This is a genomic window from [Mannheimia] succiniciproducens MBEL55E, assembly GCF_000007745.1.
Classification (GTDB): Bacteria; Pseudomonadota; Gammaproteobacteria; order Enterobacterales; family Pasteurellaceae; genus Basfia; species Basfia succiniciproducens.
In genome coordinates this window covers 601,283-623,189 of sequence record NC_006300.1, presented here as the reverse complement: position 1 = coordinate 623,189, position 21,907 = coordinate 601,283, and the positions used below count along the sequence as shown (strand labels likewise).

20 protein-coding genes are annotated in these 21,907 nt (G+C 36.2%); 1 reads left to right on the top strand and 19 read right to left on the bottom strand.

Annotated elements, in window-relative coordinates:
• Positions 1–92 precede the first annotated feature (92 nt).
• The 15 genes from metK to MS_RS03020 all read right to left on the bottom strand — a co-directional run bounded on the left by metK (position 93) and on the right by MS_RS03020 (position 15,983).
• Positions 93–1,244, bottom strand: coding sequence for a methionine adenosyltransferase (metK, locus tag MS_RS03090; RefSeq protein WP_011199848.1), 1,152 nt, complete (start codon positions 1,242–1,244; stop codon positions 93–95).
• Between the two features lie 290 nt (positions 1,245–1,534).
• The gene (gene ndk, locus MS_RS03085) at positions 1,535–1,960 is read right to left on the bottom strand and encodes a nucleoside-diphosphate kinase (RefSeq protein ID WP_011199847.1); all 426 of its coding nucleotides are present in this window, start codon (positions 1,958–1,960) and stop codon (positions 1,535–1,537) included.
• 9 nt (positions 1,961–1,969) lie between these two features.
• Entirely contained in the window at positions 1,970–3,274 is a 1,305-nt protein-coding gene (pepB, locus tag MS_RS03080) for an aminopeptidase PepB (protein WP_011199846.1), read from the bottom strand.
• Positions 3,275–3,555: 281 nt separating this feature from the next.
• On the bottom strand, positions 3,556–3,852 hold the full coding sequence (locus MS_RS11205) for a hypothetical protein (protein ID WP_011199845.1): 297 nt from the start codon (positions 3,850–3,852) through the stop codon (positions 3,556–3,558).
• Entirely contained in the window at positions 3,834–5,957 is a 2,124-nt protein-coding gene (locus tag MS_RS03070; RefSeq protein WP_011199844.1) for a hypothetical protein, read from the bottom strand. The genes MS_RS11205 and MS_RS03070 overlap by 19 nt, the downstream gene beginning before the upstream one ends.
• A complete protein-coding gene (locus tag MS_RS03065) occupies positions 5,950–6,882 on the bottom strand; it encodes a glycosyltransferase family 2 protein (protein WP_011199843.1) in 933 nt (310 codons plus the stop codon). Before MS_RS03065 ends, MS_RS03070 begins: the two co-directional genes overlap by 8 nt.
• A gap of 3 nt (positions 6,883–6,885) precedes the next feature.
• Positions 6,886–7,242 (bottom strand): GtrA family protein, encoded by a 357-nt coding sequence (locus tag MS_RS03060; protein ID WP_041639587.1) that lies wholly within the window; start codon positions 7,240–7,242, stop codon positions 6,886–6,888.
• A 1-nt stretch (position 7,243) separates the two neighbouring features.
• Entirely contained in the window at positions 7,244–8,662 is a 1,419-nt protein-coding gene (gene wbaP, locus MS_RS03055) for an undecaprenyl-phosphate galactose phosphotransferase WbaP (RefSeq protein WP_041639586.1), read from the bottom strand.
• Positions 8,663–8,682: 20 nt separating this feature from the next.
• Positions 8,683–9,786: a UDP-galactopyranose mutase gene (glf, locus tag MS_RS03050; protein WP_011199840.1), complete on the bottom strand. Its 1,104-nt coding sequence runs from the start codon at positions 9,784–9,786 to the stop codon at positions 8,683–8,685.
• A 95-nt stretch (positions 9,787–9,881) separates the two neighbouring features.
• Positions 9,882–11,231, bottom strand: a complete 1,350-nt coding sequence (locus tag MS_RS03045; protein WP_011199839.1) for a DUF6418 domain-containing protein — start codon at positions 11,229–11,231, stop codon at positions 9,882–9,884.
• 26 nt (positions 11,232–11,257) lie between these two features.
• Positions 11,258–12,346 carry a CDP-glycerol glycerophosphotransferase family protein gene (locus tag MS_RS03040; RefSeq protein WP_011199838.1) on the bottom strand — a complete coding sequence of 363 codons (1,089 nt, stop codon included), beginning with the start codon at positions 12,344–12,346 and terminating at the stop codon, positions 11,258–11,260.
• Positions 12,346–12,804, bottom strand: coding sequence for a glycerol-3-phosphate cytidylyltransferase (gene tagD / locus MS_RS03035; RefSeq protein WP_011199837.1), 459 nt, complete (start codon positions 12,802–12,804; stop codon positions 12,346–12,348). The genes MS_RS03040 and tagD overlap by 1 nt, the downstream gene beginning before the upstream one ends.
• The gene (locus MS_RS03030) at positions 12,786–14,042 is read right to left on the bottom strand and encodes an oligosaccharide flippase family protein (protein WP_041639585.1); all 1,257 of its coding nucleotides are present in this window, start codon (positions 14,040–14,042) and stop codon (positions 12,786–12,788) included. Before MS_RS03030 ends, tagD begins: the two co-directional genes overlap by 19 nt.
• Positions 14,043–14,049: 7 nt before the next feature.
• The gene (locus MS_RS03025) at positions 14,050–14,856 is read right to left on the bottom strand and encodes a DUF4422 domain-containing protein (protein WP_011199835.1); all 807 of its coding nucleotides are present in this window, start codon (positions 14,854–14,856) and stop codon (positions 14,050–14,052) included.
• 2 nt (positions 14,857–14,858) lie between these two features.
• Positions 14,859–15,983, bottom strand: a complete 1,125-nt coding sequence (locus MS_RS03020; protein WP_041639584.1) for an LPS O-antigen chain length determinant protein WzzB — start codon at positions 15,981–15,983, stop codon at positions 14,859–14,861.
• A 177-nt stretch (positions 15,984–16,160) separates the two neighbouring features.
• On the opposite strand from MS_RS03020, the gene infA reads away from it, so the two are divergent.
• Complete coding sequence (gene infA / locus MS_RS03015) at positions 16,161–16,379, top strand: translation initiation factor IF-1 (protein WP_005717339.1); 219 nt, start codon at positions 16,161–16,163, stop codon at positions 16,377–16,379.
• A gap of 94 nt (positions 16,380–16,473) precedes the next feature.
• Here infA and lnt read toward each other — a convergent pair whose 3' ends face one another.
• The 4 genes from lnt to galK form a co-directional block, all read right to left on the bottom strand.
• A complete protein-coding gene (gene lnt / locus MS_RS03010; protein WP_011199831.1) occupies positions 16,474–18,021 on the bottom strand; it encodes an apolipoprotein N-acyltransferase in 1,548 nt (515 codons plus the stop codon).
• A gap of 289 nt (positions 18,022–18,310) precedes the next feature.
• The gene (gene corC / locus MS_RS03005) at positions 18,311–19,210 is read right to left on the bottom strand and encodes a CNNM family magnesium/cobalt transport protein CorC (RefSeq protein WP_041639583.1); all 900 of its coding nucleotides are present in this window, start codon (positions 19,208–19,210) and stop codon (positions 18,311–18,313) included.
• Between the two features lie 452 nt (positions 19,211–19,662).
• Positions 19,663–20,694 carry a galactose-1-epimerase gene (galM, locus tag MS_RS03000; RefSeq protein WP_011199828.1) on the bottom strand — a complete coding sequence of 344 codons (1,032 nt, stop codon included), beginning with the start codon at positions 20,692–20,694 and terminating at the stop codon, positions 19,663–19,665.
• The gene (gene galK / locus MS_RS02995; RefSeq protein ID WP_011199827.1) at positions 20,688–21,845 is read right to left on the bottom strand and encodes a galactokinase; all 1,158 of its coding nucleotides are present in this window, start codon (positions 21,843–21,845) and stop codon (positions 20,688–20,690) included. The genes galM and galK overlap by 7 nt, the downstream gene beginning before the upstream one ends.
• Positions 21,846–21,907: the final 62 nt, after the last annotated feature.

Here is a 21,907-nt window from a genome sequence, read left to right as displayed (position 1 = left end):
TTTAATTATCAGGAAAATAACGGCGGGATAATTCCCGCCGGATAAAACCTAAACTTGTAAAAAATCCTCCCTTAAAGGAGGATTTTCTGTTTTTATAAACCTGCCGCCGCTTTTAATTCCGCAGCACGATCTGTTTTTTCCCATGGGAATTGTTCGCGACCGAAATGCCCGTAAGCGGCGGTTTCGCGATAAATCGGTTTAATTAAGTCCAACATTTTAATTAACCCGTAAGGGCGCAAATCAAAATGTTCGCGTACAAGCGCAACCAATAATTCGTCAGCCACTTTACCGGTGCCGAAGGTTTCCACCATAATGGATGTTGGTTCCGCCACACCGATAGCGTAAGAAAGCTGAATTTCGCAACGGTCGGCTAAACCTGCCGCCACAATATTTTTCGCTACATAACGCGCGGCATAAGCGGCTGAACGGTCAACTTTTGACGGATCCTTACCGGAAAACGCGCCGCCACCGTGACGAGCCGCACCGCCGTAAGTATCCACAATAATTTTACGGCCGGTTAAACCGCAGTCGCCCATGGGTCCGCCGATAACAAAACGGCCGGTCGGGTTAATAAAATATTTGGTGTCTTTGCTCAACCATTTTGCCGGTAATACCGGTTTAATGATTTCTTCCATTACCGCTTCATGCAAATCTTCCTGCGTTACGCTATCGCTATGCTGGGTAGAAAGTACCACCGCATCCACACCGACGATTTTATTGTTTTCGTATTTTAAAGTAACCTGGCTTTTCGCATCCGGACGTAGCCAAGGCAAAGTGCCGTTTTTACGAACCCAAGCCTGGCGTTCCATTAAACGGTGAGCATAAGTAATCGCCGCCGGCATTAACACTTCGGTTTCATTAGTGGCGTAACCGAACATAATCCCTTGGTCGCCGGCACCTTGGTTTAACGGGTCGTCACGATCCACCCCTTGGTTAATATCGGAAGATTGTTTACCAATACCGTTTAATACCGCACAGGAATGGCCGTCAAAGCCCATTTCGGAAGAAGTGTAACCGATATCGCAAATTACCTGACGGGCAATATACTCAATATCAACCCAAGCGGAAGTGGTAATTTCACCGCCAACCAGCGCCATACCGGTTTTTACATAGGTTTCGCAGGCAACGCGCGCTTTAGGATCTTGTTTTAAAATTTCATCTAATACCGCATCCGAAATTTGGTCGGCAATTTTATCCGGATGCCCTTCAGACACAGACTCGGAAGTAAATAAATATGAAGACATGCTCTTTCCCTTACTAAAATAAACTTATTTGGACGTATGGACGGCTATAATATAGATTTTAGATTAAATTGCAAGCTCTTTATTTTAAAGAATACTGGTTAAATATATAGATATTAAAAAATAAAATACAAACGTATTTGAATTCCGAAAGGGATTTGAAGATAGAGGGTCTGCTGACAGTTCCACTCGTTAGCGTTACTGGTATGCCGCTGCGGATTATCTTGAACACCCAGAGTTTGCCCTCTAGGTGTTTTGAATTACAAACCGCACAACATAATATTGCAATTTTCTTATCTTGAACAAATTTCCGAATCAATAAAAAAATAAGCAATTTCACGCGCCGCACTTTCTAAACTATCCGAACCGTGGACGGAATTACGGCGCAGGCTTTCGGCAAATTCTTTACGAACCGTCCCCTCTTTCGCCTTAGCCGGATCCGTTGCGCCAATTAAAGTGCGGTAATCTTTAACGGCATTTTCTTTTTGCAGCACAGATACCAATATGGGTGCGGAAACCATATATTCCACTAAATCCTCAAAAAAAGGCTTGCCCTGATGCTCGGCATAAAAACCTTCGGCTTGAGCTTTAGTTAAACGCACCATTTTAGCGGCTACAATCTCAAACCCGCTTTGTTCGAAACGAGCCAAAATTTTGCCGATTAAATTACGTTCTACCGCATCGGGTTTAATAATTGAAAACGTACGTTCTAATGACATAATAAATCCTTACAATTGCGTTGCTTTAGTGAGTAATAAATTTGCAATGGTTTGCACGCCTAAACCTGTCGCCCCCGTCGCCCATAAATCACTTGGCGTTTTACGATAAGTCGCCGAACAATCCAAATGCAGCCAGTTTTGTTGATAATCTTTCACAAAATGCGATAAAAATGCCGTTGCGGTACTCGCGCCCGCCGCTAGCGCAGCAGAAGAAGTATTAGAAATATCGGCAAAAGACGAGCTGATTTGCGAACGGTGAAGCTCTTCAAAAGGCAAACGCCAAAAAGGTTCCTGTTCTTCTTTGGCTGCATTAAATAAATCCGTCGTCAATTCCTCATCCATTGATAATACGCAATGATAGTCATTGCCTAATGCCACTTTTGCCGCACCGGTCAGGGTTGCCGCATCAAGAATAAATTGCGCATTTTCGGAAGAGGCATCAATCAAGCCGTCCGCCAGCACCAAGCGGCCTTCCGCATCAGTGTTCAGAATTTCCGCTTTTACACCGTTACGATAAGTAATAATATCGCCTAATTTAAAAGCATTGCCGCTGACTAAATTTTCCGCACAGCATAAAAACAACTTCACGCGCCGATTCAATCCGCGGGCAATTGCAAGGCCTAGCGCACCGGTCACTAATGCCGCGCCGCCCATATCCGTGCGCATACTATCCATGAAATTGCTCGGCTTAATGCTATAACCGCCGCTGTCAAACGTAATTCCTTTTCCCACTAAACAAGCCAGCACCGGTGATTCCGGATTACCTGTCGGATTAAAATCCAATTGCAACATCGCCGGCGGATTTTCAGCTCCTTTGCCTACATTCCAGATACCGAGATAATTCTGCGCTTTCAATTCTTCACCCGAAATTATGTGAAAATCGACCGCACTTTTTCCGGCATATTCTTCCGCCAACCCGGCAATAAACCGTGCCGAACGTTGCGCAAGTTCCAAAGGCGTAATCACAGAGGAAGGCAAATTAATGATTTCACGAACGAAATCACCACACTGAATACGCGCCAGCAATTCTTCATGATCATCCCCTAATTCCGGAAACTCCACCGCCCAATCCTGTTTAGCGGTATAAAAACCCTGATAAAACGCCCAACAGTTTTCCAGACTCCAATCATTTCCTACAAGTTCAACATCATCAATCCCCTGCCCGCGCAACTTACGAGCCGCCTTTTGAATCAAAGTGCGGTCGGATTTTTCAGAATTTTCTAGATGAATGGTCGCCTGGTTATCAGAAAATGAAAGTAAAGGATTTTTCCCCCAGGATTTAGGGGCCGGAAGATTTGAAAGCTGAATTTGCATTACTTCACCTTATTAACAAAATTTCATTTATATTTCTAATGGCTTTGAATATTTTTTCTGTCTCTTTTTTATCCCAGATTCGCAATTCCCAAGGATAATAAAAGTTACTCGCATTTTTAAAATAAATACGGATACCGATATTTATCTTTATCCTGCAAATACCAATTCTTCAAGCCATACTTTTCTTGCCAAGAATCTAAAGACTCCATCACTTTTTCAATATCTTCACTGGAAACAATAATTCTTGCACCAAAAATATCATTTAAAATACTGTTTAGCGGCTAACCTTCACTACGTTGTTTAAATCGTTCAATTTTATCCAAGATAGATTCTGAAGTTTTAACTCGATAAAAATAAGCAATATCATATAAATCGGCACAATAAAGATAATCATTGTTCGATTCATGCAGATTTAAGCGATAAGACAAAATGTGTTCTAATGGAACTTTTGTCAAACCATTATTAAAGTCTATTTTTTGATATTTTCCTAATTTAAAATAGTCATTAGTAAAATAACAATGTAATTTATTAATTTCAGCAATTAAATGTTCTATTTTGGCTAATTTAGACTCACCCATTTTCGCATTCTCTGCATATAACCAACAGAAAACAGTAGTAAAAGAAAACCACTCAATGCTATTAACAATGCATATTTCCAGCTTTTAGGAAAATACTCCAATCTTAACACTCCATTTTGATAATCATGATCTAAAATAATTCTCAATAATCCATCATAATTTAAAAGTGGAATTTCTTTGTCATTAATATATGCTCGGTAACCATACCAATAAACTCTATTAAAGATTAGTTCATCACCTTTCAAACCACTAAGCTGGTAAAACTCTGAGTTATTTTTCAACGAAATCTGTTGATTAATACTAAGGGTATCTGAGTGATATGACACACTCCCTTTAGCATTAAAATCATTGCGTAAAAAATAAATAACATCATGACTTTTAACTTTTCTCTCAGAAAAGCCACAATCTGATAGTTTCTGAGAAATTAAACTTGAATTATCTTTTTTGTTCAAAATAACAGTATCAATCCCAAACAAATCGAAGTAACATTTATCTTTATATGTTTTAGACAAACCTAAAATAGTTTCTTTAGCATTGAAAAATGCTTGAGAAGATCTTGTCGATATAGTTTTAGATATATACTTGTTTCCAACAGGAGATGCGCCATTAATTGACTTTAGACCATATAACATAAAATGAGTAGAATTAAGATCTTCTAAGTTATTTTTCGGTCTTTTTCCATTAGTCAAAGATAGTATATACCCTCCTTGAGAATAATTATTCTCCATATTTATACTATTTTTCAAGTCAGGGAAAGATAAATAACCAATAACAGAATCTTTGGCTAAAAGCATTAATAAGAAAATAAATGCAGTGTAGGGTAAACCACTTTTTAAAGATATTGAATTATAACGTACTACATACCATGTAGTTACAGCAAAAAATAGAAATTGTAATATTGCATACTTACCAAAATTTTCCTCAAGAGAAAATATAGACAACAAAAGTGATATACTAAGAAGCAATACAACTAGGAAAACTCTTGCTCTTGTCTTGACTATACCTAGCTTTTCTAAAGAAAAAATAGATAACATAGTTAAAACTTCTGAAAAATATGGTGTAAACCTAAATGGATAACGGAACGGTCCAATTTCAGTAGGGGTTTGAGTCAAAATAAAAAAAACTGTACATAAAACCAGCAAAAATAAACTATTCGGGTTTCTGGCGATATTTTTCAACGAACCAAAACAGATTAATAGAAGGATATAAATAGATGAATATCCCATAGGAATGTGTGTAATACTATACCCACCATATCTATGCATAAAATGATAGTAAGTCACATTGAATGTTAATAAGAGTTGATTCAATGTAGTTGAAAGAAAATTCCCAACATTATTAAACTTAAATGACTGTCTATTAATCAAATCCCCTGAAATCACATACTCAGAATATAACGGAATTGCAATTAAAATAATAGAAAATGATATTAAAACAAACAAAATCAAATCATTATGTCTTTTATTTAAATATAGAAATATAGAAAAAATCAAAGCCAAAAAGCCATAAACTAAAACAGAATGAGGCCATCCTGAAGCAAAAATAGAAAGAACAGTTATAACATTAAGAAGTAATCTTTTAATTGAAAAAGCTCGCATTAGCCATGCGACACTAGCAAGTGAGGCAACAAACCAAGCTTGTCCTGCTGCTGCATTCCACCATGATTCTAAATAAAAATATAAGAATATTGGATTTATACAAAAAAGAAAAGCTAATACAATACCTGCAGCTTTGGTTAATGAAAAAGCCTCACTCAGCTTTAAAGCAGAAAAAGACATAACAAATAAATTTATAAACGCTGCAATAATGGAAATTATTTTTAAAGATGTAATCTTTACAGATAAAATAGATAAAAATATATTTTGTGGCAAAAATATTGCACGATGGATATCAATCATCGTATTAGAGCCAATAAATGTATTCTTTAATATAAAAGGAATCTCGCCATTTAACCAAACATTCCCTATTTGTCTAGTAAATGGCAAAAATTCATTCTGTGCATCATCAACAAAAAAGAAACTTTTCTCAAAATACAAGCAAATAAACATTATAGCAATTGAAAGAAATAGAGAAAAAATAAAATCACTCTTCAAATACTTATTCATTATTATTACCTTTTTGAGTTTTCACAATATATCTAGGTCTTTGCTTACTTTCGGAATAAATCCGTCCAATATATTCACCTAGCACACCAACACCGATTAATTGCACGCCACCTAAGAAGAGAATTGCCACCATTAAAGATGGATAGCCTGGCACGGTATTACCCCAAATTAGTTTGCCTAAAATCAAGATGCTGCCATATAAAAAGCTACAAGCAGAAATAAATAATCCAATATATGTCCATAAACGAAGCGGAAATGTACTAAATGAAGTAATGCCTTCTAAAGCAAAATTCCAGAGTTTCCACCCATTAAATTTAGTTGTGCCGGCAACTCTTTCAGCACGGTTATACTCTACAACAGCAGTATCAAAACCAACCCAGCTTAAAATCCCCTTCATAAATAGCTGACGTTCTGGCAATTGTTTGATTGCCTCTACAACTCGACGACTCATTAAACGGAAATCACCAACGTTTTCTTCAATTTTAGGTTTTGAAATTTGGTTGTGTAATTTATAAAACCAAAGCGCTGTTTTACGTTTAAACCAAGAATCAGTTTGTCGGTCAACACGTTTTGCCAACACGACATCAAAACCTTTTTGGTGTTCTTTAATCAGTTCTGGAATAACTTCAATGGGATCCTGTAAATCCACATCAATCGGAATCACTACATCTCCTGTTGAATACTCTAAACCTGCAAATAACGCTGGCTCTTTTCCAAAATTTCGTGAAAATTGAACCGCTTGTACAAGAGGATCTTGTGCCGAAAGTGCGGTGATAATTTCTTCTGTTTTATCAGATGAGCCATCATTAATAAATACAATCTCTACATCATAAGCTTGTAATTCTTCATAGTTTCTTACTTTTTGGTAAAAAAGTGGGATGGTATCTTCTTCATTAAAAACTGGCACGGCTAAAGAAACTTTCATATATTACCCCTTGAAAACGATAAATTTTGAATATAAGAATCCACAAATCAAACTAATTACCGAAAACCCAATAAGCGTGATAATGGCTGGAAAATTAAAATAATCTGCACATAAACCTGTTGCGTAGCTTAACAATCCCATAAAACAGGTGTAACTCACAAATTTGACAGAGGAAACCTGTTGCTTAAAGGTAAATTTCGCATTCATAAAGAACGAGAACGTCACTGCGACAATAAAAGCAATAAGATTACTATTTGCTTGGTCTAACGAAAAAACATAATAAAAAAATGCAAAAACCAACCAATGAATTAAGGTATTAAATATGCCAACGGAAAAATAACGTGTAAATTGTTGCAGCATATTAATACGCCCCATCACGATTCAAAACAACATTCACAGTTTTAAACAGGATCGCAATATCATTCCACAATGACCAATTCTTCACATACCAAGCATCAAAATAAACCCGGGTATCATAATCCACATCATTACGACCACTCACCTGCCAAAGTCCGGTCATGCCCGGTTTTGCCATAAGATAATAATCTACATCGTCCTGATAGCGTTCTAATTCTTCTTTAACAATCGGACGGGGACCAACAAGGGACATTTCGCCTTTTAATACGTTGAATAATTGAGGAAGTTCATCCAGACTAGTTTTACGGATGAAGGCACCAATTTTTGTAATACGAGGATCATTTTTTAGCTTAAAATCCTTTTCCCATTCCGCTCGAGCTTCCGGATCTCTCTCAAGTAATTCCTCTAATACTTCTTTAGAATTCACGACCATTGATCTGAATTTTAAGCATTTAAATGTTTTACCGTTCCGACCAATACGAGGGTGTCCATAAATTGCATTGCCACCATCTTTTTTAACGGAAAAATATAAATAAAGTAAAATTGGAGATAATAAGATAATAATCGTCAACGAACCTAAGATATCCATAGTTCTTTTTAAGAAACGAGAAGAACGTTTAGCTAAATTATTATGAACGCGCAATAACATCACTTCATGGCTAAATATGAAAGACATATCTGTGCTATATAAAGGCAAACCGCGTAATGTAGGGATAACCGATACGGAACGATATTTATGGGAAGAGAAATATCGAAGCCAAGCATCTCGCGAGTCCGCCTCATCTTCTTCCAGTGCAATAATAAATTGATCTGATTTGTTAGTTGCAGCTTTCCATAATTCTTGAGCGTTTTCATTAATACTAGGCACGTCTAAAGTTTCAATTGCCTTATTTTCATGAGAAGTTATAAAGTACTTAATTTTAAAACCTAAATAAGATTCACTCATTAGTGCATTATAAGCATCCACAGCATTTTGCCCGCTACCGATAATAATAGCATCACGTAGATACCAACCTGACTTAATTAGGATTTTTTTCATTACAACTCGGCAGGTTGGTACAATAATTAATGCAATAAGCCAGGTTAACACCCATAAGTAACGAGAAAAATACAACTTAGAAAATGCAACAATCGCTAATTCAATTATGCCTAAGATAAATAAGGTCCGAAGTACTTCTTTTAATTCAAACCAGAAGGGTTTTCGGTAAGTATAATGACGCAATCTTATCCAATACCAGCCCATACCAATAAAAGACAAAATGATATGAATGTAGAAACGTTCTTCAATTTGTTCCGTAGGCACATAACGACTTAACTCACCGGTCCATAATTCAAGGCTATAAAAAGCCAGAACAATAGACAAACTGAGCGATAAAAAATCAGTCAAAGCAAGCGTAAATTTACAAAACAGGATCTTTTTCATTGATATGGTTCCTTTGCAAATCATCTGAAGTGTGCATTCACACATTCTAAAGCTTCAGCAATAATATTATGCATATCAAAATATTTATATTGAGCTAAACGACCACCAAAAATCACATTTGATTTTTCATCAGCCAATTCTTTGTATTTTGCATAAAGTTCATTATTACGAGCATCATTAATTGGATAATATGGTTCATCCCCTTCTTCATATTCTTTCGAATGCTCACGGGTAATCACAGTTTTTGGCTGTGTACCATATTCAAAATGTTTATGCTCAATAATACGCGTATAAGGTACTTCCGCTTCAGTATAGTTAACTACAGCATTACCTTGATAATTTGGCATATCTAATACTTCATTATCAAAACGTAAACTGCGATATTCTAATTTACCGAATTGATAACCAAAATATTCATCAATCATTCCGGTAAATACGATTTTATCCGCTAGATTTTCGTAATATTCACGCTCAGTAAAGAAATCTACACCCAATTTCACTTCAATGCCATCAAGCATTCTTTCAAAAATACCGGTGTAACCCCCAATTGGAATACCTTGATAAGTATCATAGAAATAGTTGTTATCGTAGGTATAACGAACCGGTAAGCGTTTAATAATAAATGCTGGAAGCTCGGTACATTTACGACCCCATTGTTTTTCGGTATAACCTTTGATCAATTTTTCGTAAATATCACGACCAACCAGCGAAATTGCTTGTTCTTCTAAGTTTTTAGGCTCTGTGATACTTTCTTGAGCGATTTGTTCTTTAATTTTTGCTTCAGCTTCTTGTGGCGTAATTACGCCCCACATTTTATTAAAGGTCAACATATTAAACGGCAAGCTATAAAGTTCATCTTTATAACGCGCTATTGGCGAATTCGTAAAACGATTAAATTCAGCAAATTGTTGAATATAATCCCAAACCACTTTATTACTGGTGTGGAAAATATGTGCGCCATATTTATGTACATTAATGCCTTCCACATTTTGGGTATAACAGTTACCCCCAATGTGATCACGTTTTTCAATTACTAAACATTTTTTACCACGTTTTGTGGCTTCGTACGCAAATATTGAACCGAAAAGACCGGCACCCACAATAAGGTAATCGTATTTCTTCATGTTATTTCCTAATTTAAATTTATTAAAATAATTTAATATAATTAAGTAAATTGATAAATTTATATAAAGCTAGTCAATTTACCTAGAAGCATTAGCTATACTCCATTAACCGCAATTAAACTTTTTCGCTTATACAAATCATCCTTATATTTATAAAATATATAAAAAGACAGAGAAATTAAAATTAACAGCATAAATTCAATTGAGAAAAATTTATAAATATCCCCATCCTTAGCTGCCTTTCGGAATATATAAAAAAATCTTGATACTATTAAAGATAAAAACAGATCACCTCTATTTATAGTATAAATTAATAAATTTCCCCAAAAGCTGAAAGCCATTCCCAATAGGAACATTCCTAAAATACCCAGACCTGCGCCTAAATAATAATATAATAATGGTGGAGTAGAATATACATATCTTGATAGCTTATCTAATTTCCATTCAAATCTCTCTGGAGTCGTATTTAATCTCATAACTTTATACATACCAATATCATATTGGTTATACTCATCTAAATTTGTATAATTTTTAAGCTCTGCATATAATTCATCAGTTCTAAGTTTAGGCTCATACCCTTTATAAGTTGACCACCATAATTGCCCTTCTTGCGAAAGTCGTTGACGTGCGTAATCCACGGGATCAAATGATGGGAAATAATACACATTAATACTTATTGCTGCGACAATAAATAATGTCATTACACTACCAACCGCTAAAATCAAACTTATAACTTTGGCTCTAATAATGTTACTTGTATATGGTATTAAAAATAAAAAAAGAATTTCTATTAAGTTCCAGAACTTATGTCCTTTTAGTAAAAAGGCCAGTTCTATAAAAAATAATAAAAATAAGTATATTTTTTTCTTCTCTTTAAAATAAAGAATTCCCAAGCCTAAAGAGTAATAAAACAAAATATTAGTAATTTGACCAAATTTACCCAGTATTTCTTTATCATATACAAATCTATCAACTCTTAAAACAGGAGCTGGAGAATACTTAGCGATTAGACCGAATGTTAAAAGAAGAAGAAACGTTAATGATAAAATAAAAAAGGATTTGAAATGAATATTAGTTATATTCCAGTTCTCAATTTTTCTTTCCTGAACAAATAGAAAAACCCCTTGTAAAAAGAAGAACTGATATATAAGCAATAGTGGTATACTACCTTCTTCTGTAATCCATTGCTCAACTTCATATAAATAATAACTACCTTCGGAATGCTCAATAGCAAATACACCAAGAATATTTAAAAATACAGCTAATAAAACTAAAGAATTAATAAAATTTCTTTTCGGATTAATAATAACTTCTAAAAAAAGCAAAAATAAAAAAATCCCAAACAACACAAAATCGCTAACAATAAAAATATTATCTATTGTTACTATGCATAAACCTAAAAAAATTATTATCAATAAAAATTTTAAAAATCTTAAACTAGCCATACATTTCCTCTACTAAATAAGCTTACTCAAGTTAAGGTATTCTTATAAGGCAGAAACTTATCTGAATTACAAGCAGTAAAATTATTATTCAAAATTCGAATAAAATCATTCCCGCTCTCCATAAGTGGAAATGGCAACTCTTTAATATCACAATAAAAATCTCTGCTATTCAGCATATAGCTTTTAAGATCTGGACAAAATAATACCACCGGTATATTGCAATACATACAATCAAACATAACTGATGAATAATCAGTCACAGCAAGCTTTGCTTTTTTCACTAAAACATAAAAATCTTCAGATAAGGGAGCCAGTTTAATATGACTATATTTCTTATCTAAATGTTTCATCTTATCTGATGGATGCGGCTTTATAAGAAAAGTTAGCCCTTTCTGTTCCATTACCTCGTTTAACGCATTTAGGTCACAATTTTTATAAAACTGGAACGAAGAATCATCTCGCCACGTAGGAGCATAAATAATAAAATTCTTATTAATTTCATTAATATAATCTTCTTTTAATGTATTTAATCGAGGGGGAAATGCTTCTACGAAAGCCTCATTACTTACATCAAATGCCGTTTTAAAACAAGCTTTCTCATATTCTGAACAAACCAATAATTGATTCGGCCTTACAAACAAATGAGGATATATATACTTAAAAAGAAACTCATATTTATTTCTAATAGAGTAAAATCCTGTCGTCACATCTCGTTCAATTTTTTTTAATGGCGTTCCATGCCAAACATTAAACAACTTAGCGTTTTTAGATAGCCAATAATTGATATCCGAAGCATAACTAGAATAAACGAAAGTTCCAGCTGTTAGAGTATGATAAATTCCTTTAAAGCTAAGATATGAAAAATATAAGGGCTTACCATCTAAAGCCTCCAAACTTGCTTTAATATTTTCATTTCTATAAATAAAAATTTTGATAGCATCTTTTTTATAAGATTCATCTAAATAAAGCGCTTTTACATTACCACTAAAAGTGCCGGTATGAGTACCAAAAACTATTTTTTTTGTGTCTCTAGTTACAAAACCTGAAATAAAATAGAGAATCCATCCCACCATAGCCGTTAGAATTGCTATACTTAATTTAACAAAGCGTGTCATTATTCTAAATCTCGTTTCAATTGTTCTAAGATATCGAAAGCTTTCAATATTTCATCTTTTGAAATTGAAAATGATTTTAAAGTTTGTTTTAACTGTGTAGATGAAATATCTTTTGTTCTCTCTAAATAAACTACATCGCAATATTCCTTAAGAAAATCAAATTTACCTTCCCAATCATTACCAATAGCAAAGACATCTACATCATATTTTTGCACATCAGTTATTTTTTGTTCCCATGCTGTTTCAGGTATAACGAGATCTACACATTTAATATTAGCAACTATCTCTGCACGTTGCTCATATGGAATTACTGTTTTTTTACCTTTTCCTTCATTAAATTCATCAGTAGAAACTGCAACAATTAATTTATCACCTAATTTTTTTAGACGTTGTAATAAGCGTAAATGTCCTATATGAAATAAATCAAATGTACCATAGGTTATAATTGTTTTCGCCATAATCTTCTTCCTCTAATTTTGCTTATACGATACATAAATACAAATAACTCTGTTACTAAAACCATATAAGCAACAGAATATAATGAAATTTTATTAAATAAAATTAATATAACCAATCCCAAAATATGAATAATTGAAGCATAAATCACACTAAGATTAGCTTCTTTTGCAAACCCTAATGCACCTAAAAAAGGATATCCTAATAAAATACTTGGTACTACAATTAGAGATGCTATTAAAAATATATTAAATACATTAATTGATTCAATTCCAATTTTTTGTGTAAATAACAAAGCAAAAACATCTACAGTAATGAAATATAAAATAGCAATACCCATACAATTAAGGAATACTGCCATATTAAAAATTTTCTTAAATAATACAATATTTCTTTCTTTAGCTATATAAGGATATAGTACTTGAGATAATGGAGTATAAAAAGCTTGCAATGCCTTATATAATTGATCAGCTATTGAATAGTAACCAACAATTGTATTATTTGAAAATATCCCTAATACAAATGCATTTGCTGAAGTGTACATAGTTAAAGAAGCTCGAGAAAGGAAAAAAGTTGAGCTTTCTTTAAAATATATCCACAACTTTGATAAAGGTTGCCAAGTAACTTTTTGTTTTAATGAGACATGTACAATCCATAATGCCACTAATGCTGCTATCAGAATCCCTAATCCATTAAACAAAGGAATTAAAAGGTAATCAGCATTTTCTTTAACAAAAAGAAAAATACACCCTGTAAATAAAAACTTAGCAATAATATTTACAATAGTAATATATTTCATTTTTTCTATCCCCTGAAAATACCAAACAGGAAATAATGCCTGCCCAATCACCCAAAGAAAACTGAGAAAATAGACACCTTTATTCAATGAAAACCGTTCAAAAGAAAATATTATAATAGATAAAATAATAAAAGAAGATAAAATAAGTAAAAATTTAATAACCATGACAGAACTATAAATTTCTATCAATTTATTTTTATCATCCCGATGAATTGAAACTTCTTTAGTCGCAGAAAGATTAAACCCAAAATCAACTAATATATTAAAGAATAAAATAAATGATTGAGCAAACATTACAAGTCCATAAGTTTCAACATCTAATACACGGACTAAATAAGGCAATGTTAATAATGGTAATGCATAATTAACAATCTGCAATACAGTCAAAGAGAAAAAATTACTAAATAATCTTTTCTTATGCTCAGTATTTATTTTATTCATAATAAAGTTAAAAACTCTTTTCGTACTTTTTACCAAAAAACTTAGCCATTAAAAAAGCAAACCCTTTCTTCAACCAATTAATCTTTTCACCATAAACAAACGGAATAGCTTTTACTTTAAGTGGTTTTGATTGAGAATATTGTTTTAGCCAAACATTAAATAACAGCTCACTTACGCGGCCATAAAAACGAGCATGGAATGCTGAATATTGTTCTGCCGGAATGCGCTTTTCCAATTCAAATAAAATAGGGAATAACCAGCTACAGTAATCATTCACTAATTCTTTAGACATAATGAACATATTAAACATATATCCACCACGTTGTTTCATCACCGAATCAAAACTATCTAAATATTCACCGCACGTGTCTGCAATAATTTTACGAGTGACGTCTAAATGTTCAGCGTGTAACGTATTTGCATAATGTGAATAAAGCGTTTCAATATAGTAATTACGCTTACTCGGTACAATCACATCATATTGTTCTAGCAACTGACTTGCTTCTTCACTGGTTAAGTACAAAGTTTCTAACGGGTTGTTTTTACGTTCCGAACGACTTTTCACGCTGAAAAAACGACGGTAATGAATTAATCCTAAATAGTCATTCGCTAGATTCTTCCAAGCCCAATAAAGCCCGGTTAATTCACAAAAATTCGGGTTTTTTGCTGAAATATTGTCGCCTGTATCATCACCTTGATAACCAAGATCAGTTTTGCCTAATTTACCTACGTGTAATGGTAAATATATTTCATCTGACGGCATAAAATGTTTTTTGTGAGTAGCGATGATAATTTTAATATCTTTATTATTCATAATTATTTCTGACTAAAAATTTGTTTACCTAAAACCCAAAGACAACCTAAAACTCCACCTAACACAGCTCCGATTAAAAGCAACAGAACACGTTTCGGCCAATCGCGAGTAGTTGGATAATCCGGTGAAGTCAAATAATAATAGCTAGTTACTTTACTATCTGTATTTGCTTTTTGCTCTAAGGAATTCAATAAAGAAACCTGTTTTTCAATTGTATAGAAAGATACAGGGTAAACCACTTTGTTGTTAGTTAAAGTATCTACCTGAGCCTGTAAATACTTCTCACCTAACATAAACAAATAGCTACCATCACTTAGTTTAGAATCAGTGAATGGAATTTGAGCATCACCTAAAGCGAATTGAGGAATGCTTACATTACCCGAAGTTTTTGAATATTCTTTAATGCCGGCTGATTTCGCAATATCTAACGCTGTTGTTAAGTTTTCTAACTGAACTTGACGCACACTTTCTGTATCTCGTTGAATTTTATCTTTTTGTAATTCAAGGTTATCAATTGCAATTTTAATATCCGCTAAGAAATCAATTTTATCTTCTGTTAAAACTGTGGCATTAATAAAATTAATGTATTCAGTTAACACCTCCTGTGCTTCTTTTGGCGTCTCGGCAGCAAAACTAATGTTAATCCCCAATGCATTAGGATTTTTCTTAATATCCGGAATAGTTACAATTAAGGATTTATCTAAAATATCCGACAGAAGTTTTTGCTTCGCGTCTTCATCTTTTGCGTTTTCATTTGCATAATTCTGAAACCATTTTGATTGAGCAAAAAACTCACGTTTCATGTTATTAGAAAAAAGCGCGACTCTGAAGTTATTAAAGAGGTTATCCACAACATCTTTTGATGTAAATTCTTTAATGTTTAAGATGTTGGCATATTCACTGCGTAATGATAAATAATAACCCATATCGGCAACTTTGGGTGCTATGGTAGTTGCTTTAGATGTCCATTGCTCTTTAGCCGTAAATGCATAAATTGCAGCGATCAGAGCAAAAAAGAAAGAAGTGAGAATTACAACTAATTTTTTTTGCCATAAAACTTTAATTAAATCAATAAGATCAATCTCATCGTTATTATTTTGAGGCGACATAGAAGCTGTATTATTCATTAGCGATAACCTTAATATAAAAAAAGAAATTATATAAACTCGCCTATTGTAGCTTTGAGCAAACAATCAAAGCAAGAAAAACTTCCCCCGCCACACAAAAACGGCTATAATTCGCACCATTCAAAAAAGCTTCCGCAAAAGTGCGGTAAAAATTTCATTATTTTTTTAGAGGATACAATGGCAAAAGAAGATTGCATTGAAATGCAAGGTACAATTTTAGAAACCTTGCCAAACACAATGTTTCGTGTTGAATTAGAAAACGGTCACGTGGTAACCGCTCATATTTCAGGCAAAATGCGTAAAAACTATATTCGTATTTTAACCGGCGATAAAGTAACGATTGAAATGACTCCGTACGATTTAAACAAAGGTCGTATCATTTTCCGTAGCCGTTAATCAGCCCGTCCGTTTTCGGCGGCAACAAACAATCAGCAAAAAGCCCTAAGAAATTAAATCTTAGGGCTTTTAGTTTGCTCAAAATTTTGTAAATTTATACCGCACTTTTCAGTACTTTTCGTTTGATAAATATGGCTAGTACGCGCAACATAACAAAAATAAACGCCAGCAAATAAAGCGGTTTGTCGCCTAAGGCGGCATAAGGGGTTTTGCCTTCGGTCGGGGCGATTTTTTCCGTTAATGCGGTTTGCTCGAATTGCGGCGCTTGCGAAATCACTTTGCCTTGTGCGTTGATAAATACGCTAATGCCGGTATTGGTCGCTCGAATCAGGGGTTTGCCCAATTCTAAAGCGCGCATTCTTGCCATTTGTAAATGTTGCCAAGGGCCGATACTGTCGCCGAACCAAGCGTCGTTGGAAACCGTAAGCAGAAAATCGGTATTTGGCTGCAGATTTTGTTGCAGTTGCGAGCCTAAAATAATTTCATAACAAATTGCCGGGGTTAAAGCCCGCCCTTTTGCTAATAAGGGTTTCTGAATAAAATCACCGCTTTGAAAGGCGGACATCGGCAAATTAAATACCGAACCTAAAGGGCGCAATAAATTTTCCAATGGCACATATTCGCCAAAAGGCACCAGATGATGTTTACTGTAGCGCATGGCGCTTGCAGCATTTCCCGCTTGATAAGGCTGTGCCGAATTCCCCACCGAAACAATGGAATTTAACAATTTATCCGATTTTTCATCATGATAAACCGAGCCAATCAGCACCTCCGTACCTTTTTCTTGTGTAGCCGTTTGCAAAGCCTGGTAGAAAGGTTGCAACTGATTTTCCAATGCCGGCAATGCGGACTCCGGTAATACAATTAAATCACTCGTGGCTAAATGCTCGAGAATTAGTTTCCGGTAAATATCTAAGGTTGCGTAAAGATATTGCGGATCCCACTTCAGATTCTGTTCGATATTGCCTTGTGCAAGCGTAACGGTAAGCGCTTTTTCCGGCACTTCTTTCACAAATATTTTTTGTGAAGACAGCGCTGCCAATCCGCCGACACTTAACAGCAACAGAGCATTAACCAAAGCGACAGGCAGTTTTTTAGGTGTTTGAATTAATGTTGAAATTCCGCTGAAAATGACCGCACTTGCCCACATCACAAAAAAAGTTAAACCCGTTACCCCGAATAGCGGCGCAATGCCGTAAAACGGGCTGTCGATTTGCGTGTAACCGAATTGCAGCCACGGGAAACCGGTGAAAATCCAGCCGCGCAAAAATTCGGTGAATGTCCAAATCACGGGGAATATTGCAAGGCTTGTAACATTAAAACGGCGGACAATATAAGCGAATAATAACGGATAAAGCGATAAATAAGCGGCAAGCACTACCACCAAAATATAGCTCAACCATAAAGGCGAACCGCCGAATTGGTGAATGCTCACATGTAGCCAGCTCACGCCGATACTGAAAAAGCTTAATCCCCAAAGAAACGCCGATAAAAGTGCGGTCTTTTTTTGCGGATTTTTGATAACGAACAGCAATCCGATTAAAGAAACATAAGCAAAGCCCCATAAATCAAAAGGGGAAAAGGCTAAAACTCCGGCAGCGCCGGTTAATATAGCGATTATATAAGTAAAAATATTGTTCATTGATATTTGTTCTTCTATTTTTTGTTCATTTATTTACGCAAGGCAAGTATACATGGCCCCTTTAGAGCTACTTTAGCATGAGAGTTCAGTAAAAAAGCAAAAAGGCTGTTTAAACAGCCTTCAGACTGCTGACAAACCTAAAGATTTATTAAAAATTTGTATGGACAGACTTTATGTCTGTCCATAACATATTGAATTATCAGTTATTATAAAGGGCGGAAATAAATTCCGCCCCTACGAAAGACTTTGTTAATAACCTGAAGGCGGTTTTTAAACCGCCTTGCGAATATTATTCTTCTTTCTCTTCCGCAGATTTTTCAATTTCCGCCAACTGTTCATCGGTAACCGTTACGCGCAACTGAATAATGCGCCGGCTGTCTGCCGAGGTTACTTTGAAATGGATGTTTTCCAAAGTAATTTCCTCGCCGCGTTTCGGTAAATAACCGAACGCCTGCATTATCACTCCGCCGATGGTATCCACTTCCTCATCTTCAAAATGCGTGCCGAACTGTTGATTAAAATCATCAATATCGGTTAACGCCCGCACCGCATAGGTGTGGCGGGAAAGTTGACGAATATCCGCTATATCTTCTTCGTCAAATTCATCTTCAATATCACCGACAATCTGTTCTAAAATATCTTCAATGGTTACCAAGCCGGAAACCGCACCGAATTCGTCTACAACAATCGCCATATGAAAACGTTCGGAACGAAATTCTTTCAACATGCGATCCACCCGTTTACTCTCAGGCACGATAACCACCGGACGCAACAGGCTTTCAAGCTGGAATTCTTCCGCATCGGTACGCAAAAATTTAAGTAAATCCTTGGCATGTAAAATGCCGGCAACGTTATCTTTCTCGTTACCTACCACCGGAAAGCGGGAATGCGCCGAGCTGATAATAGTATCAAGGCAGCTCTCAAGATCCTGATCAGTCTGGATAAAAACGATTTGTGCGCGAGGAATCATAATATCCCGAACCCGCAATTCGGCGATCTCCATCACGCCTTCAATCATTTCACGGGTATCTTGATCGATAAGTTCGTTTTGTTCCGAATCACGGATCACTTCCACTAACTCGTCCCGATTTTTAAGCTCGCCTTGAAAAAAACGATCAAACAGAGATTGGAAAAAGTTTTTCTTTTGAATGGTATCTTGGGTTGTCTTAGTCGAGTGTTCTTCGTTCATAGAGGGTAAATAAGTTTCTGTCGGATTGACGGATAAAAAATACCATATTTTACCGGGGATAGCTAGGGCGGAAAAAATTATTCCGCCGGGGAATTGTAAACGCAATGACAATACTAATTAGCAATGTAAAATAACAAAACCAAAAAGCTTACCGAAGTAAGCTTCAGACTGATGACAAACCTAAAGATTTATTAAAAATTTGTAGGAACAGACTTTATGCCTGTCCATAACATATTGAATTATCAGTGTTATTATAAAGGGCGGAAATAAATTCCGCCCCTACGGGGGACTTTGTCAATAACCAAAAAGCTTACCGAAGTAAGCTTTTTTGATAAATAGTTTAAGATCTGTTTAAAGTTGCGGATCAATTAAATCAATTAGTTTCATTACCACTTCATCAATCAAATAAGCTTCCGCTTCAATAGCATAAATACCACCGTAAGGTATCTTATTTAAATAAACCGAAACGTCGTCCAATGTCGGTAGGTTTCGCCGGCTTTCGTTATGCCGCCGTATTGTTGCCACTCGGGATGGTTCGGGGTGTCGGGCAGAGCTTGGGTTTCTAACGCGATGCCGGCATAATCCGCATAACTGCCGCCGAGTCGGGTCGGTACGCCGGCGAGATAGTTACCGGTGTAAACCTGTAATGCGGGCTGAGAAGTGAAAACCTGAAGGCTGAGGGAACGATCAAGTGCGGTCAGAATTGCGCAAGTTTTTTCCGCATTGTTATTTAGCAAAAAAGCATGATCATAACCTTTGGTTAATTGCTGTTCTTCCTGCAAGAAATCCAACCCGATTGGTTTTTCCTCCAAAAAATCAAAACTGGTACCTTCCACTGATTTTAACGGCGCATTGGGAATGCCGTCAGTGTCTACGGGTAAAAAATAATCCGCATTAAGCTGCAAAGAATGCCCGCGCACATCACAACCCCGGATCGCATTATTTAAATTAAAATACGCATGGTTGGTTAAATTGAGCGGCGTATCTTTATCTGGAGTCGCATGGAATCTGACGGTAAGCGCATTATCTTCGCTTAATTCGTAATCCAGCACCACCTCAACGTTACCGGGGAAGCCTTGATCGCCGTCAACCGAATTTAAACAAAAAGTCACAAAATTTTCACCGCACTTTTCGATTTTCCAACGGCGTTTATCAAAACCGTCACCACCGTGTAATTGATGCACGCCCTGATTTGCCGTTAACGGGAAAGTTTGCCCGTTTAGTTCGAAACGCGCATTGGCAATACGGTTTGCATAACGCCCTACCGTCGCGCCCAAAAAAGCGCTTTGTCGCGGATAATCTTCCGCCCTGCAGCCTAACAAAACTTCCCGTAATTCGCCGTTTACCGGTACTTGGCAAGAAATCCAAGTGGCACCCCAATCCATAAACTGCACTTTCATTCCGTTTTTATTGCTTAATGTCACTATTTGAAAAGGCTGATTATCCGGTGCAAGTGCGGTCGTTTTTTGCAAAGTTTTTAGCATAAATGCACTCCTTGAGAGGCGGTGCAAACATAGAAATCTTCTTTAATGCCTGTGCGTTTTTGATAGTTGTCGGCGATAATTTTACGCACTTCCTCCACTTTTTCTACCGGCGCAACCGCCACAATACAGCCGCCAAAACCGCCGCCTGTCATGCGTGCGCCGCCGGATTTGCCGATTACCTGTTGGGCAAGTTCCACTAAATAATCAATTTCCGGCGTAGTGATTTCAAAATCGTCCCGCATTGAATCATGCGATTGCCCCATTAATTCGCCAAGACGCGAAATATCGCCCTGATTTAATGCATCCACCGCATCTAACACCCGTTGGTTTTCAGTGACTACATGGCGGGCGCGTTTTGCCGCTTCACCGTCAAGGGCGGTCAATTCCGCTTCTTTTTCTTTAAACTGTTGAATCGACACGTCCCGCAACGCTTTTACGCCAAAGAATTTGGCGGCGGCTTCGCATTGTTGGCGACGGGTATTATATTCGCCGGTAACCAAATCGTGTTTCACATGAGAATTAACAATCATTACCGCAATATTATGCGGTACCGGCGTTGCTTTAGTTTCGAGGGAACGGCAGTCGATCATCAATAAATGATCCTGTTGACCAAGCGCTGAAATCAGTTGATCCATGTTACCGCAGTTGGCGCCGACAAATTTATTTTCGGCCTTTTGTCCGATTAATGCGATATCCGTATTGGAAAGCGGAAGTTCGCCTAATTGTTGGCAAAATTTGCCGACGGCGACTTCTAAAGAGGCGGACGAACTCAACCCGGATGAAAGCGGCACGTTACCGCTAATTACCAGATCCGCGCCTTGGGTAAATTCGGGACAACGTTCCTGAATAAATTTCACCACGCCGCGTACATAACCCGTCCATTTTTCGCTTGGATTCTGTTCAATAGGTCGGTCTAAACGGAAGCGGTCAAATTGGTCTAAATCCGCCGCATAAACACAAAATGTATGATCGTCGCGCTTCGCTCCGCTCACCGCCGTGCCGTAATTAATTGCGCAAGGCATAACAAAACCGTCGTTGTAATCCGTATGTTCGCCGATAATATTTACACGCCCCGGTGCGTACACATTCAACTCTGAAGTGCGGTTGAATTTTTCGGAAAATAATTTTTTAGCCAGATCTTTAGGTTGCATACTTCAATCCTTTCAAATTACCGTAGGGGCATCGCATACGCCCCGAATAAACTTGTCTTTAT